The 14797-nt window shown below is 69.7% G+C and carries 13 protein-coding genes and 1 pseudogene; 5 read left to right on the top strand and 9 right to left on the bottom strand.

Annotated elements, in window-relative coordinates; genetic code table 11:
* Nucleotides 1-4: 4 nt before the first annotated feature.
* Nucleotides 5-1205, bottom strand: a pseudogene (locus tag ACFYPS_RS28085) (IS110 family transposase).
* On the opposite strand from ACFYPS_RS28085, the gene ACFYPS_RS28080 reads away from it, so the two are divergent.
* Both ACFYPS_RS28080 and ACFYPS_RS28075 read left to right on the top strand, forming a co-directional pair.
* Nucleotides 1174-1770 carry a hypothetical protein gene (locus ACFYPS_RS28080; RefSeq protein WP_387328177.1) on the top strand — a complete coding sequence of 199 codons (597 nt, stop codon included), beginning with the start codon at nucleotides 1174-1176 and terminating at the stop codon, nucleotides 1768-1770. The pseudogene ACFYPS_RS28085 and the gene ACFYPS_RS28080 sit on opposite strands and share 32 nt — an antisense overlap.
* A gap of 406 nt (nucleotides 1771-2176) precedes the next feature.
* Nucleotides 2177-2374, top strand: a complete 198-nt coding sequence (locus ACFYPS_RS28075) for a hypothetical protein (RefSeq protein ID WP_387328174.1) — start codon at nucleotides 2177-2179, stop codon at nucleotides 2372-2374.
* A 478-nt stretch (nucleotides 2375-2852) separates the two neighbouring features.
* Here the strand turns inward: ACFYPS_RS28075 and ACFYPS_RS28070 are convergent, their stop codons facing one another.
* The 7 genes from ACFYPS_RS28070 to ACFYPS_RS28040 all read right to left on the bottom strand — a co-directional run bounded on the left by ACFYPS_RS28070 (nucleotide 2853) and on the right by ACFYPS_RS28040 (nucleotide 8991).
* Complete coding sequence (locus ACFYPS_RS28070; protein WP_387328171.1) at nucleotides 2853-3401, bottom strand: MFS transporter; 549 nt, start codon at nucleotides 3399-3401, stop codon at nucleotides 2853-2855.
* 51 nt (nucleotides 3402-3452) lie between these two features.
* Nucleotides 3453-4316: a 1-phosphofructokinase family hexose kinase gene (locus tag ACFYPS_RS28065; protein ID WP_387328168.1), complete on the bottom strand. Its 864-nt coding sequence runs from the start codon at nucleotides 4314-4316 to the stop codon at nucleotides 3453-3455.
* Between the two features lie 62 nt (nucleotides 4317-4378).
* Complete coding sequence (locus ACFYPS_RS28060) at nucleotides 4379-5266, bottom strand: carbohydrate kinase family protein (RefSeq protein ID WP_387328166.1); 888 nt, start codon at nucleotides 5264-5266, stop codon at nucleotides 4379-4381.
* Nucleotides 5267-5279: 13 nt separating this feature from the next.
* Complete coding sequence (locus tag ACFYPS_RS28055) at nucleotides 5280-6125, bottom strand: class I fructose-bisphosphate aldolase (RefSeq protein ID WP_387328163.1); 846 nt, start codon at nucleotides 6123-6125, stop codon at nucleotides 5280-5282.
* A 39-nt stretch (nucleotides 6126-6164) separates the two neighbouring features.
* Complete coding sequence (locus tag ACFYPS_RS28050; RefSeq protein WP_387328160.1) at nucleotides 6165-7154, bottom strand: ABC transporter substrate-binding protein; 990 nt, start codon at nucleotides 7152-7154, stop codon at nucleotides 6165-6167.
* Between the two features lie 50 nt (nucleotides 7155-7204).
* Nucleotides 7205-8227 carry an ABC transporter permease gene (locus ACFYPS_RS28045; RefSeq protein ID WP_387328157.1) on the bottom strand — a complete coding sequence of 341 codons (1023 nt, stop codon included), beginning with the start codon at nucleotides 8225-8227 and terminating at the stop codon, nucleotides 7205-7207.
* Nucleotides 8224-8991 (bottom strand): ATP-binding cassette domain-containing protein, encoded by a 768-nt coding sequence (locus tag ACFYPS_RS28040; protein WP_387328154.1) that lies wholly within the window; start codon nucleotides 8989-8991, stop codon nucleotides 8224-8226. Before ACFYPS_RS28040 ends, ACFYPS_RS28045 begins: the two co-directional genes overlap by 4 nt.
* 267 nt (nucleotides 8992-9258) lie before the next feature.
* On the opposite strand from ACFYPS_RS28040, the gene ACFYPS_RS28035 reads away from it, so the two are divergent.
* The 3 genes from ACFYPS_RS28035 (at nucleotide 9259) to ACFYPS_RS28025 (ending at nucleotide 12326) form a co-directional block, all read left to right on the top strand.
* On the top strand, nucleotides 9259-10665 hold the full coding sequence (locus ACFYPS_RS28035) for an FAD-binding oxidoreductase (RefSeq protein ID WP_387328151.1): 1407 nt from the start codon (nucleotides 9259-9261) through the stop codon (nucleotides 10663-10665).
* The gene (locus tag ACFYPS_RS28030) at nucleotides 10662-11603 is read left to right on the top strand and encodes a YhfZ family protein (RefSeq protein WP_387328148.1); all 942 of its coding nucleotides are present in this window, start codon (nucleotides 10662-10664) and stop codon (nucleotides 11601-11603) included. The genes ACFYPS_RS28035 and ACFYPS_RS28030 overlap by 4 nt, the downstream gene beginning before the upstream one ends.
* Before the next feature lie 504 nt (nucleotides 11604-12107).
* Nucleotides 12108-12326 (top strand): hypothetical protein, encoded by a 219-nt coding sequence (locus ACFYPS_RS28025; protein ID WP_387328145.1) that lies wholly within the window; start codon nucleotides 12108-12110, stop codon nucleotides 12324-12326.
* Between the two features lie 713 nt (nucleotides 12327-13039).
* Here ACFYPS_RS28025 and ACFYPS_RS28020 read toward each other — a convergent pair.
* A complete protein-coding gene (locus ACFYPS_RS28020; protein ID WP_387328142.1) occupies nucleotides 13040-14548 on the bottom strand; it encodes a CoA-acylating methylmalonate-semialdehyde dehydrogenase in 1509 nt (502 codons plus the stop codon).
* Nucleotides 14549-14797 lie beyond the last annotated feature (249 nt).

The following is a 14797-nucleotide window of genomic DNA, read 5'->3' as shown; positions in this document are numbered from 1 at the left end:
CGAGTCAAGCCGTAGACGCAGTCAGCGGTGGTGAGGGATGAAACTCCCGGCCGTCGCGCAGCAGTGCCCAGACGACGTCGATCAGGCGGCGGGCCAGGGCGATCAGGGCTTGGGTGTGAAGCTTGCCCTCCGCGCGTTTACGCCGGTAGAAGACTTGCGACGGGCCTTCGGGTTTGATCGCCGACAAGGCGGCGAGGTAGAACACGCGGCGCAGGCCGCGGTGGTAGCGCTTGGGTCGGTGCAGGTTGCCGCGCACGCGTCCGGAGTCACGGGGTACCGGGGCAAGGCCGGCGTAGGCGGCCAGCCGCGACGAGCTGCCGAACGTGGCTTGCGGGTCGCCGCCGGTGTCGGCGAGCAGTTGGGCCCCGAGGATCGGCCCGAACCCGTTCACGCTGGTGATCCTGGCCGCGTGTGGGTGCTGTTCGAACGTGGCGGTGATGTGCTTGTCCAGGTCCTTGATCTCGCGGTCCAGGTCGAGCAGCTGCGTGGCGAGACGAGCGATCAGCGGCGCCACCGCCTGCTCGGTGGGCAACGCGATCGTCTGCGCGGCCGCTGCGGCCAGAGCCTTGTCGACCATGGCCGGGATGCCTTTGGCCCAGGCGCCGCCCGCCCGCAGATGCTCGGCCACCGCGTCGGCGCCGGCCTCGCGGATACCGGCGGGGGTCTGGAAACCGGTCAGCAAGACCAACGGCGAGCGGGTCGAATAGTCAAACGCTGCTTCCAACGCGGGGGAAGATCGACGCGAGCAGGTCCCGCAGACGGTTGACCCCACGGACCCAGTCACCCATCAGGTCTTCCCGCCGGGCGGTCAGGACCTGCAGTTCGGCGATGGTCCGGTCCGGGCTGGTGACCACGGTCAGGTCGTGGCGCAGCCGGGCTGTCTCGGCGATGGTGAACGCGTCCTTGGCGTCGCTCTTGCCTTCCCCGGCGAACGCGCCGGCCATCCGGTTGACCAGCCGGCCGGGCACATACACCACCGTCGCGCCGGCCTGGCGCAGCACCGCGAGCAGCAGACCCGCGGTCCCCGAGGTCATATCCAAGGCCCACCGCACCTGCCCGGCAGCCTTGCACGCCCGGGCGATCAACGCCTCAATCTCGGCCTGGCCGTTGGCCAGCCGCTTACTGAACACCACCTTCCCGGTCCCGTCGACCGCACACGCATGGTGATGCGCCTTGCCGACGTCGATACCGACGCTGCTCGCCAACGCACCGGCACAGGTCACGCTGTCACCGCAGACCACCGACGTCGCCCAAGCCCGCGAGTGGCTGCACACCTGGACCGCCGCCGGCATCGAAGGAATCATGATCAAGCGGCTCGACAGCCGCTACGAGGCCGACAAGCGCGGCTGGCAGAAGTACCGCGCCTACCACACCACCGAGGCCATCATCGGCGGCGTCAACCCCGACCTCAGTGATCCGCAGATCCTTCTGCTCGGCCGGCTCGACGAGCACGGACGACTCCGATACACCGGCCGCACCCACACCCTGCGACCCGCCCAGCGCGCCGAGCTGGTCAACCTGCTCAACCCTTACCCCGCTGCGCCAGGCGGGCCCGCCCACCCCTGGCCACAACCGCTGCCCGCGTCCTGGACCGGACAGCTCGACCGGCCGCAGCCCCTCCCCTACACCCCGGTCGCCCCTGCCGTCGTCGCCGAGATCGACGTCGACACCGCCTACGAGCACCACCGATGGCGCCACCTCGTCCGTTACCGGCGCCCGCGCCTAGACCTGGCCATCAGCGACGTACCACCGCTTGACAGCCAGTTTTGACGCCCGCCAGCCGGTCGTCCAGCCAGAGGCGGCCGGTTCCGAACTTCATAAACTCCTCACGCCGAGTCAGGCGCTAGCATGTCCGAACATGATCAGGGCGTTATCCACAAGCACGCGAGTTGTCCACAGCCTGCGGACCGACCGTGGTGCGCCAAGGTCTCGACGGCGAAGCTGAACCAGTCGGCGAGGCCGCCGCCCGGCTGCTGGCCACGGCCACACGCAGGTGGAGCAGCCCCAGCCGCAGGCCACCGACCACCGGTCCCCGCGTCAGACAGCGGCGCGGGGACCGGCTGCACACGTACGCAGACGAGTCGACCCCGACCTGCGTCCGCAGCCCTTCCCGTTCCGGCAGGCAGAGCCCTCGCATCGCACGCTCCCTGCCCGGAGACCACGTACCGTCGGATGGGTGGACGTGCTGCTGCGCGGCGGGCCAGGTGACGGGCACATCGTCCCCGGCGGCGGGGAAAGCGTCCTGTGGCAGGCCTGCCTGTACGAGATCACGCCCGCGGTTGAACACCGGCGTGGACGCGACCTGCGGGTGTACCAACACCGCCCGGACTGCTGCGAGCCATACGGGCGAGGCTCCGAAGACCGCTGCGAATAGACCTCCAGGGCGGGGAACCAGCGGCCCGAGCGGATGGGCTCGTCGTCTGTTCGCGTCGCATGGCAATGAGAATACGGTTGGGAGCGCCTTGTGGGCCTCAGGTCCGCGAGAGGTCCAGTGACGGCGTCGCACTCCGCGATGGGATGGCCATGCCGATGGCGGCGAGTGCTCAGCCGGTGGCGGCGGCGGTGAGTAACGGCTGGTAGCCACTGGCGGAGCCGCGGCGGCGAGCGGTGCCATGGCCTTGGTGATGGGCGACGGGGCGGCGAGTCGTCCGGCGATGGTGGTGTAGGCGGTGGTGCCGTATCGCTCGGCGAGGAGGGCGCGGGTGGCGAGGCTGGCGATGCCGAGCCCGAAGCCGACGACAGTGATGACGGCGCCGGTGCGGGTGCCGGCCAGCAAGGGCATCGCGAGGACGGCGGTGGCGTTAGTGGCGAAGACGGCGGCCACGATGGTGGTGACACGGAGACGTCGGCGGTCACCGGCAGAGACCAATTTGCCGGTGACCGACAGGACGCCGAGCAGGCCGGCCGCGTTGGCGGCGAAATGGCGGGGTGGCCGCGGCTGACCAGGTAGCCGACGAGGTGGACGGTCTGGTGCTGGTGGCCGCGCCGTCGGCGATGAAGGTTCCGGCCAGGATCCAGAACCGGGCGTCCCGCATCGCGCCCCTGACGACCCTGCGCCGCTGGGCGTGGTCCGGCGGCCGCTGTCGTCGCTGCCGACGGGGCCGGCGGATGGTGAGCGCGTGCAGGGGCACGGTGACCAGGCCATGGATGACGGCGAGGACGTGTAGCGCGCCGCGCCAGCCGAGGTGTTCGGCCAGGAGGCCGGTCAGCGGCATGAAGATGGTACTGGAGAACCCGGCCACGATCGTGACCACCAGCAGGGCCGTGGCGTGTGGGTCCGGGGTGAACCAGGAGACGATGACGGCGAAGGCGGGCTCGTAGAGCACCATCGCACCGGTGATCCCGATGCCGATCATGACGGCGTAGAGCTGGCCGATGGTGTGAACCTGGGACCAGGCCACGAGCAGGGCGGTGGCGGTGGCGGTGGCGGCGGAAAGTGGTGCACGGAACGGTCAGCCGGCAGAGATCCGTACTGCGCGCATTTCGGCCTTGACCTGGTCCCAGCTGATGTCTCCCGCAGGTAGCCGCCGGGCGTTCGCCCGGGCCGCCGCGGCCGCGATCCGGAGTGCCTCGGCCGGTTCCGACAGACCGCCGAGAGCCGGCCCGGAAGGGCCGCCGAGCCAAGCCGCCGCGAGGCCAGCCAGGAAGGCGTCGCCGCTGCCGACCGGAAGGGCGTCGGGGATGGCGTCGTGCGAAACCGTAAGACGTGAGCCGTCCGCGCCGAGGTAGCGAGCCCCAGTCGCCCCGGTCGTGACCACCACGGACTTCGCGCCCAGTCTCTGCAGCTCAGTCAGGTCGCCGGGCGCGGCGGCGGCCGCCTCGGCCGCGTTCACCTTGACCAGCGTCGGCCCGCGTCGGATGGCTGCGGCCAGCGCCGGCCCGTCGGAGTCCACGAGGACCGGCACCCCGCGGGTGACCGCCAGGTCCACGATTTCGGCGAGCGCGTCCACGGGCAGGCCGGGCGGCACCCGTCCTGACAGGGCTACGAGGTCACACTTATCAATCTCGTCGGCCACCGCGGAAAGCACCGACGGCCAGATTGTCGATGAAACGGGCAGAACGGGCTCGTAGACCTCGGTCAGAACGGCGTCGTCTCCGAGCAAGCAGAGGCATTGCCGGGTCTCGGCGCCGCTGTCGACAAACCGCACATCCAGCGGCGGCGCGAGCGCCCGCACGGTCTGCCCGGTCTCACCGCCGGCCAGCGACACCGACCGCACGCGGACACCGAGCCCCACGGCCGCCCTCGCGGCGTTCAGGCCCTTGCCACCGGCCCGGACCAGCACCTCGCGCGGCCGGTTGATCGCGCCGAGCCGCACCGGCGGCAACCAGGCGTACCGGTCCAGGGAGGTCGCCAGGCCGACGATCAGCAGGCGCCCTCTCACCTGGCCAGCAATCCGGCGTCGGGCACCACGGTCATCGGTCCCTCGGTCTGGATCGCCGCGGCCGCTACCCGAGCCCCGGCCCGCGCCGCGTCCACCGGGCCCGCGCCGGCCAGGGCCGCCGCGATGAACCCGGCCGCGAACGAGTCCCCCGCCCCGTCCGTGTCCACCGGCGTCACCGACAGTGCGTCGATGTGGGTGCTCCCGGACTCGTCGGTGACGGTCGCGCCGCCTGAGCCGAGCGTCGTGCACACCGTCGCGCCGCCGGCCACCAGGGAGAACGCGTCGACGCCGAGCGCCGCGAGCTCGCCTTCGCTGGGCAGCAGCACGTGCGCCAGCTCGAGCACCTCGATCAGCGCGGTGCGGGCCGAGCTGTCCAGGGCTTCGGGCCGCACGTTCGGGTCGACCGAGATCCGGGCGCCGGCCGCCCGGGCCCGGCGCAGCGCGGACAGGGTCGTCTCGGCGAGCGGTTCGCCGAAGATCAAGGCCGATCCGGACATGTGCACCCAGTCGGCCCGCTCCGGCAGGTCACCGAGACTCCGTTCGGTGACCAGCGTCGCGGCGGTTCCGGCCACCCGGAAGTCGAACTCGCGCGCTTCGCCACGGTAGGTGATGTAGGCCGTCGCGGTCGGGGCGTCGTCGGCGACCGCGAGGTGGTCGATCACCACACTCCCGGCCGCGAGGCCGTCCGCCATCACCTTGCCGTGGCCGTCCCGGCCGATTCCACCCACGAAGACGGTGGGTACGCCGAGCCGGCCGGCCACGTACGCGGCGATTGGGGGTGAGCCGCTCGGCCACGGCCCGGTGTACGGCGCGTCGGCGTGTGAGCCGTCCGCGCCGATGTCCCGCTGGTAGGCGACGATCGCCTCACCCACGATCAGCAACATTGGCGTCCATCCCTCACAGTTGAGCGAGCGCGTCATCCACAGACACACCCTCGTGGACGACGCTGCGCAGCCCGGCAAGCACGGCCTCGGGGCGGGAAGCCCGGAAGACCCGGCGGCCGAACATGACCCCGGCCGCGCCGGCCTCGATCGAGTCGGCGGCGAGCTGCAGCGTGTCCTTCTCGTCCTCGCCGCCCGGGCCGCCCGCAACCAGGATCGGCGCGTAGCAGCTCTGCGCCACGGGTGCGAACGCGTCCACGGACCCATTCCACAGAACTTTCACCAGGTCCGCGCCGATGTCGGCGGAGATCCGGCAGTACAGGCTGAGCACCTCGGTGCTGAGGGCGTCATCTCCCTCGGCCTCGAGCGACGACCGGGGTTCGATGATCACGGCGACGCCGACCTTGGCCGCGTCAGCGACGATCCGGGCGTTGCGCTCGATCTCGGCCCGCTCGAGCGTGCTGTCGCGCTGACCGATGTACAGGTACGTCATGACCGCGTCGACGCCGGCGGCCGCCACCTCCTCGAGCGAGGCGAGCTGGGCCAGTACGCCCTCGCTGCGCCCGTCCTTGCCGGGGGTGTAGATCCTGCGGCCGTGGTTCTTCCAGTCCAGGTGCAGGACCGCGGCGGGGCGGCCCCGGCCGACGTAGAAGTCCTCGAGCAGCGGAAGCATGCCGGGCGACACCATCACTCCGTCGGCCGCCCCCATCTTGGCGAAGGCCGCGTCGATCTCGGCCCGGGTCCGCAGTCCGGCGGGCGGGCCGCTCATCACACCGTGCGAGGCCGCGACGACGACGGACCTTCCCGTTGTCGGGCTCAGCAGGCGGCCGAGCCTGATCTTCTTACCGGTACGCGAGTCCATGACTGCCTTTCGTCAAGATGGGGGGGGGGGGGGTGGAGATCAAGCCGCCGGGCAGTCGAAGCTGTAGAGGTACTTCTTGACCTCGGGGCTGTCCAGGTTGTCCTTGGTGGCCACCACGGCACCGGTCGAGACGACCTTGGTGACCGGCTTGCCGGTGAGCGCGTTGATGGCCTGTTCGCCGGCCGCCACGCCCTCGTCGTACGGCTTGAGCACGACCTGCGCCGCGACCTCGCCGTCCTGGATCTGCTTGATGCCGGGCGGGTTGGCGTCGAAGCCGACGATGGTCACCTTGCTGTCCTTGGCGGCTCTCAGCGCGGCGACGGCGCCCTCGGTGTTGAACGCGGCCGTAGAGAAGACGCCGACCAGGTCGGGGTGCGCGGCGATGGTCGACGAGACGATCGACGACGCGGTCTGCACGCTGTTGTTGGAGTACTGCTGGCCCAGGTCCTTGAGTGCCGGGGTGGCCTTGAGGCCCTCGGCGAAGCCCTTGAACCGGTCGTCCGTGGTGGTGACGCCGGCCGACAGGTTGACGGTGAGCACCGAGCCCGACTTGCCGCCGAGCAATTCGACCAGCTTGGCCGCGGCGGTCTTGCCGGCCGCGATGTTGTCGGAGCTGACCTGCGCCTCGGCCAACAACGGGTCCTCGAGCGTGGTGTCGACCAGGACCACCTTGATGCCCTGGGCGGTGGCCTGCTTGAGCGGCGCGTACAGCGACTTGCTGTCGGTCGGCGCGATGATGATCACGTCCGGCTTCTTGGCGATGACCGCCTGCAGGATCGGGATCTGGTCGGTCGGGCTGAACGACTTCGGCGCCTGTACGTCGACGGTGGAGTTGCTCGCCTTGGCGGCGGCCTGCACGCCGCATGCCACCGAGCCGTAGTACGCGTCGTTCGCGACGCCCGGGATCAGCGCGATCTTGAAGCCGCTGGTCTTGTCGCCGGAGCCGCCGGAGTCGTTGCCGCCGCAAGCGGCGAGAGAAGTCAGGAGCACGGTCGCGGTTGCGGCAGTGATCCACCGGTGAGGACGCATGGGGGATTCCTTCCTGGGGGTTGCTGAAGGAGCGGGGTGAGGGGGTTGGTTCAACGCTTGGTGCGGGAGCGCCGGCGTAGCTGGTCGAGGTAGACGGCCGCGACGAGGACGACGCCGACGGCGAAGTCGCGCCAGAACGAGTTGAGGCCGACGATGACCAGGCCGTTGGCGAGCACGGCGGGGATCATGGTGCCGACGAGGGTGCCGAACATGGTGCCGACGCCGCCGAAGAGGCTGGTGCCGCCGATGACGACCGCGGCGATCACCGCAAGGTTGTCGGTGCCGTGGCCGCTGAGTGTGGTGGAGCCGAACTCGGAGTAGCTCATGATCCCGGCGAGGCCGGCGAGCAGCCCGGCGACCGTGTAGACGCTGATCAGGTGCCGGTCGACGTTGATGCCGGCCCGGCGGGCAGCCTCGGCGTTCGAGCCGATCGCGTAGGTGCGCCGCCCGTAGCGGGTGAGGGCGAGGATCAGGCCGCCGATGAGCGCGACCAGCAGCGCCACCCAGACCAGCCACGGCAGGCCGAGGAAGCGCCCGACGCCCAGGGTGTCGATCAGCTCGTTGGGTACGTCCTTGAGGTCGTTGCCGTTCGTGATGATCTGGGCCAGGCCCATCGCGGCCCCGAACGAGCCGAGCGTGGTGATCAGCGGCGGCACGTGCATCTTGGTGATGACCATGCCGTTGATCGCGCCCCAGACCGCGCCGGCCAGCAGCGCGACGACGATGCCGACGATGCTGGCGCCCCAGCCTTGCGGACCCATCGCGATCATCACCTTGCCGGCGATGACGCCCGAGAAGACGAGCACCGAGCCGACCGAGAGGTCGACGCCCCCGGTGATCAGCACGAACGTCGCGCCGACCGCCATCACGATCAGCAGGGACGCGTTGATCAGGACGTTGGTCAGGTTCGCACTGGTGAAGAACGCGCTGGAGTCGAGGATGGCGAACAGCGCCACGATCACCAGCAGGATCGCGGTGATGTCGGTGGCCGAGCCGAGCAGCACGCGGCGGCCGCGGGCCGCTGTGCCGTTGCCGGCCGGCGTCTCGGTGGGCGTCTCGGTCGTTGATGTCATTCCGGGTCCTCACTGGTGAACGCGCCGGTCATGGCGCCGACGATCTGTTCCTCGGTGGTGTCCTCGGTCGTCAGCCGGGCGACCCGATGGCCCAGGCGGAGCACCTCGATGCGGTCCGCGACGGCCATGACGTCGGGCAGGCTGTGGCTGATCAGCACGACCGAGCGGCCCGAGTCGCGGACCCGGCGGATCAGCTCGAGCACGGCGCGGGTCTGGGGTACGCCCAGCGCGGCTGTCGGCTCGTCCATGATCACGAGTTCGTTCGCCCAGGTGACGGCCCGCGCGACGGCGACGCTCTGCTGCTGGCCGCCGGAGAGCATGGCGACCGGGGCAGAGGCGTCCTTGATGTTGACGTTCAGATCGGTGAGCACCTGCTGGGCGTACGTGGCCATCTGCTTCTTGTCCAGCACCCCGAGCCGGCCGAGCAGGCCCTTCGCGAGCAACTCGCGACCCAGGTAGAGGTTCGCCGCGGTGTCCAGGTCGGGAGCGAGGGCGAGGTCCTGGTAGACGGTCTCGATGCCCATCGCGTGGATCTCGCTGGGCGTCCGGCCGGCGATTGACTTGCCGTGGAAGAGGATCTCGCCCTCGTCGGGGCCGTGCACCCCGCAGATCGTCTTGATCAGGGTGCTCTTGCCCGCGCCGTTGTCGCCCATCAGCGCCACGACCTCGCCGGGATACACGGAGAAGCTCGCCCCGCGCAGGGCCTCGACGGCTCCGAACCGTTTCCTCACCCCGCGCGCCTCGAGCAGTGCGTTCGCTTTCACCGCTTCTCACCTTCCCGTAGCGGGTGGCGGCCCGTGGGCCTGGCCGAAAATTCAGAAGTCTGTGTGTTGACCGAGGCTAGGATCGTTGTTTCGAGCATGTCAAGGGTTTGCTTCGACGAGTTCCTGGCTTCGGCATATCCCGAGGCGACGCTCACCCTAGGAGTCTCGCAACCGCACAACCCGGTCTTGACAGTTCAGTTTTTTGAGGATTGAGTAGGCGCAACCGGAGCGTGACAGGCGGTCCGACTAGCGCTCAGGGAGTACGCCATGTCCGCTGCCTCGGTGATCGACCGGCTCCGCCACTGCTTCGGCCCGGACGCGCTGCTCACCGACGACGCCGACCGCGACGCCCGCAGCCACGACACCTGGCCCGTCGCCACCGTCTGGGCGAAACTCGGCCGGCACCCCCACCGTCCGGACGCGATCGTGCGCGCCCGCACTGTCACCGACGTCATCGAGACGCTGCGGATCGGCGCCGAGACCGGCACCCCCGTCACCGCCTGGGGCCTAGGTTCCTCGGTGACCGGCCAGCCGCTGCCCGTCGCGGGCGGCATCGTGCTCGACCTGGCCGAGCTGGTCTCCGAACCCGAGCTGGACGGGGTCGACCACACGGTCACCGTCGCGGCCGGCGTGCGCGGCAGCGACCTCGAGGCCTGGCTGAACCAGCGCGACCTCACCCTCAACCACTCACCGCAGTCGCTCGGCCGGTCCACAGTCGGCGGCTGGATCGCCACCCGGGCCACCGGCCAGTTCTCCTCCCGCTACGGCGGAATTGAGGATCTCGTCGTCGGCTACCAGGTGGTGCTGGCCGACGGCACGGTCGCCGACCTCGGCCAGCGCCCGCGCGCGGCGATGGGCCCCGACCTCAAGCAGCTGTTCATCGGCTCCGAGGGCACGCTGGGGGTGGTTACCCAGGTGACGCTGAAGGTCTTCGCGCGCCCTGAGCACCGGATCGTCGAGGCGTTTGCACTGCCAACCGTGGACGCCGGTCTGGCCGCCATGCGGCGCATCAGCCAGGCCGGGCTGCGGCCTTTCCTGGTCCGCTTCTACGACCTCGACGAGGCCGCCCACGCGGTCCCCGGCACGGCCGCCACCGCACCGGTATTGTTCCTGGGACACGAGGGCCTGGCCGACGTCGCGACCGCCGAGCACGTCGCGGCCATCGCGATCGTCGCGTCGCTGGGGGGGACGAGCTTGGGGGCGGCACCAGTCAACGCCTGGCTCAACCGCCGCTACGACTTCTCGACGGTGGAAAGCCTCCTCGCCCAGCCGGGTGGGTACGCCGAGACCGTTGAGGTCGCCAACCTGTGGAGCCGGATCGGTCCGATGTACGCCGAACTCAAGGAGGAGCTCGCCCCGCTGGCCGGCGAGGTGCTGGGCCACTTCTCGCATGTGTACGACCAGGGCTCGTCGCTGTACATGATCCTGCTCGGCCAAGCCGACGACGACGAGACCGCCCTGAGCCGGCTCGAGGAGATCTGGGCCCGGGCCATGAAAGTGGTGGTCGCCCACGACGGCGAGATCTCGCACCACCACGGCGGCGGCCTGGCCCGCCAGCCCTGGGTGGAAGAGTCCCTGGGCAGCGGCTATCCGGTGCTCCGCAGGCTCAAGGACGCCCTGGACCCGACCCACCTGCTCAACCCCGGCAAGCTCGGCTTCGGTCCCCGGCCGTGACTGCGACCGCCGAACCCGACGTCCGCGCCCACGTGGCGCGGGTGCTGCTCGCCCGGGAAGTGGGTCAGCGGATCCCGACCGTGCAGGAGCTGCAGGCCAGCACGGGCGCGGGCACGGGCACGGTGGTCAAGGCGCTACGCAACCTGCAGGACTCCGGGGCGGTGACGCTGACCGCGCGCGGCCATCAGGGCACGGTGGTGGTGAGCCGGGACGTCGGCCAGCTCTGGAACGCGGCCGCGCTCGGCAACTTCCGGATGATCCTGCCGCCACAGGGCCCGGTCGAGCAGCAGGGCATCCTCGAGGTGGTCCAGAACGCGCTCGCCGACCTCGGCATCGCGGTGGTCGCTGACTTTCGGCCGGGCGCGATGACCCGGCTCGAGGACATCTACCACGAGCGGGTGCACGCGACCGTCACGTCGGCCGGGGCACTGGAGCGGCACCGGGCAACCCTGCCCGGCTTGGCTGGTCTCGACCTGGGCCCGGCGACCTTCTACGCGAGCGGCTCGCTCGTGGTGGTGGAGCACGCGACCCGCAGACCGGGCACTCCCCTGCGGGTGGGCATCGACCGCAACTCATATGACCACCAGCGGCTGAGCGAGGCCGAGTTCGGCGACCGCAACCCGGAGTACGTGCAGTGCCCGTTCGTCTTCGCCCCGGCGGCCGTGCTGGCCGGGGACGTCGACGTGGCGGTGTGGCACTCGATGCCCACGGTCATACCGCCCGAGCTGGCCGGTCTGCGGCTGAGCCCGCTCGCCACGGCTGCGGCAAAGACCGTGTGCAGCCAGATCTCTCCCGCTGTCATCGTCACGCGCAGCCTCGACCCGGCCGTGAACGCGCTGCTGCGGCATGTGAGACCGGCCGACGTCGCCCGTACGCAGAGCAGGCTCTTGAGGGCCGCCGCGACCGAGAGTTACGCGGGAACCCTGCGCCTGCACTGAGCCAGGCATGAGAGTCCGGCAAATGGAAATCTACCCGCCACGCTCGGCTGCGTGGCATTGGCCGTGGGCAGGACCGCCGTCGTGCCGGACCACGCCCCGGTCGTCGCTCGCTTCACCACCCCGTAGCGCGGGCCGTGGACGCCCCATGCCACCCTTCCAATCCAAGCGATGCCAGCCCTTGGCTCCTTAACCGCCCGCGTTCAGCCAGGCCGTGGTGACGTCTTGGACGACGCGGACAGCCAGAATCGGTCCGAGCCCGCCACCAGCTTGTAGCAGGGCTCTGACGGCGCGCGGCGTCGACGACCTCGGCACCGTCCTGGTTCGGCACCTGCTCCGAATCCTAATCCCACCCGTGACGCCAACACGCGACTTCCAGTCGGTCGGGTTGATCCCGCAGACGTACACCTTCACCCTGACCTGACCGGACCCCCCTGTACCGTGCCAAAACTCGTCGCACAGGGGCGTGAGCCTGCTGTTTCGTGACAGTGAGGCAGGATGGCAGGCGTGATGGTTCGGCTGCTGTACCTCACCGCGGTGCGGGTGTTCGGTTGGTTGCCACAGGCCACGCGCGGCGAGTCCGCGATGGTCGCCGAGCTGCTGGTGCTGCGCTCACTTCAGGGACGCCGAAGAGGTCTCCAGCCAGAAGGGCCTGGTCAGGGCGTTGCCCGTGGGATCATCGTCCCAAATAACGGCACGCCGGCGCGCTCCATGAAGCCAACCTGAACGACGCTCGCCTATTCCTACCCGGGGCGCCGAGCCGAAGTTCGACGGCCGGAGGTGTCGGGCGGCGCTAGCCGTGTTGGGAGCAGCGACAGGTGACCACTTCGGACGTCACTGGGAGGTCAAGCGCTTCGAAGCGCGCGTCGTTGCTGCCCAGCGGCTTGACTGCGGTACGGCCGGGTGACCTCTTCGCTGCGGTGACCACTTAGCCGGCCTGCACCCAATCTGCTCCCAACGCAACGCCCGGCCGCCCCGCACGGTCGTTACCGCCCTGGCCTGCTCACACTCCCCCACCAGGCCAGATAGACAGCAGTTGCCGTCTGGTCAAAGTCGTTGAGCACTCCGTGTGAAGCGGGACGCTGCGATGCGTCTGACAAGGGAAGACGTAAAACCGCAGGTCGGGGCCCGTGCTGTTCAGCGCAGTTCAGTGCTGTTCGACGCAGTTGAAGGCCGTTCAGCGCACCCCGCTGCTCCCAATTCGCTCCCCGGTCTCAGGGCTAGCCGCGACGGCAGATCGGCGGTGGTCTGCCGCGGGTTCTCCAAAATCGCGTTGGTGAATTCTGATGTCACCCGGCCGTCAGAGAGCGTGACGCGGCGCGGCGCGGCTACTGTATCCCCCGGAGTTTCGGCGCAAGATCCTGGATCTGATCGGGGCAGGTCGGCCAGTGACCGATGTCGCCCGTCATTTTGCCACCGGCGCCGGGCTGTGGAGGATCTCAGTCGTTTCGCGGAAAGCCTAGGTTGAGCCCACCGTGGCTCGGGTCGAGCCAGCGCGAGGTGACGACCTTGCCGCGGGTGTAGAAGTGGACGCCATCCATGCCGTGGGCGTGGGTGTCGCCGAAGAGGCTGTCCTTCCACCCACCGAACGAGTAGTAGGACACCGGCACCGGGATCGACACGTTGATGCCGACCATGCCGACCTCCGCTTGATTCTGGAAGCGCCGCGCCGCGCCGCCGTCGTTGGTGAAGATGGCGGTGCCGTTGCCGTACGGGTTGGCGTTGATAAGGTTCAGCCCCTCCTCGTAGGACTTCACGCGAACGACGGACAGCACCGGGCCGAAGATCTCGTCGCGGTAGATGGACATCTGCGGGGTGACGTGGTCGAAGAGGGTCGGCCCGAGCCAGAAGCCCTGGTCGCCGCCGTCGAACTCGTCCTTGCGCCCGTCGACGACCAGGGTCGCGCCCGCATCGACGCCTGCCTCCACATAGCCGGCCACCTTGTCGCGGTGCACGCTGGTGACCAGTGGCCCCATGTCGCATCCGCGGGTGCCGTCGCCGGTGCGCAGCTTGCGCATCCGGTCCGTGATCTTTTCGATGAGCTCGTCGGCGATGGTGTCGACCGCGACGAGCGCCGAGATCGCCATGCAGCGCTCGCCGGCGGAACCGAAGCCCGCGTTGATCGCGGCGTCCGCGGCCAGGTCGAGGTCCGCGTCGGGCAGGACCAGCATGTGGTTCTTGGCGCCGCCGAGGGCCTGGACCCGCTTGCCGTGCGCCGTCGCGGTCTCGTAGACGTACCGGGCGATCGGGGTGGAGCCGACGAACGAGACGGCCTTGACGTCAGGGTGGGTCAGCAGCGCGTCGACGGCTTCCTTGTCGCCGTGCACCACGTTCATCACGCCGTCGGGAAGACCGGCCTCGCGCCAGAGCCGGGCCACGGCCACGGCCGCCGACGGATCCTTCTCGCTGGGTTTCAGGACCACCGCGTTGCCGCAGGCGATGGCGATGGGGATGAACCACAGCGGTACCATGGCGGGGAAGTTGAACGGGGAGATCACGGCGACGACGCCGAGCGGCTGCCGGAGCGAGTACACGTCCACCTTGGTGGAGGCGTTCTCGGTAAACCCACCCTTCAGCAGCTGCGGGATCCCGCAGGCGAACTCGGCGACCTCCAGGCCCCGCGTCACCTCGCCGAGCGCGTCGTCGAGCACCTTGCCGTGCTCGGCGGTGATCAGCGCGGCGATCTCCTGCTTTCGGGCGTTGAGAAGCTCCCGGAAGGCGAAAAGTACCTGCGTTCGCTTGGCCAGCGACGTGTCGGCCCAACCCTCCCACGCGGTCCGGGCCGTGGCCACGACGTCGCCTACGAGGTCCGCGGATGCCAGGTCGACACGGCCGGTCACCTCCCCGGACGCCGGGTTGAAGACCTCGCTGGTCCGTCCGGAGGTGCCATCCCAGCGGCCGCCGATGAGATGTGTGATGCGGGCGGGTTCGGTACCCAGGGTGCTCATGCTGATAGTCCTTCCGCGTACGGGCGGTGTGCCGAGTGGTCGTGGGATCTCGGAGCCGGGTGAGGGCGATTGAGCTACGTAGCGGCTCAAGGGCGCGCAGCGTCCACGAGATGATCAGCTCTGAGACGCATTCACAAACCCGAGATTCTTTTCACCACGTTCGCCAGCGGCGCGCCAATGACGTAGCTCTGAAGGTCTTGGACGGACATACACTGCAAGCACGCCTTCGCGGTATCCCGCTTTGGGTGC

Origin of the sequence: Micromonospora sp. NPDC005087, assembly GCF_042872965.1 — a bacterium.
GTDB lineage: Bacteria > Actinomycetota > Actinomycetes > Mycobacteriales > Micromonosporaceae > Micromonospora.
This window is presented reverse-complemented; position numbering and strand designations above follow the sequence as displayed.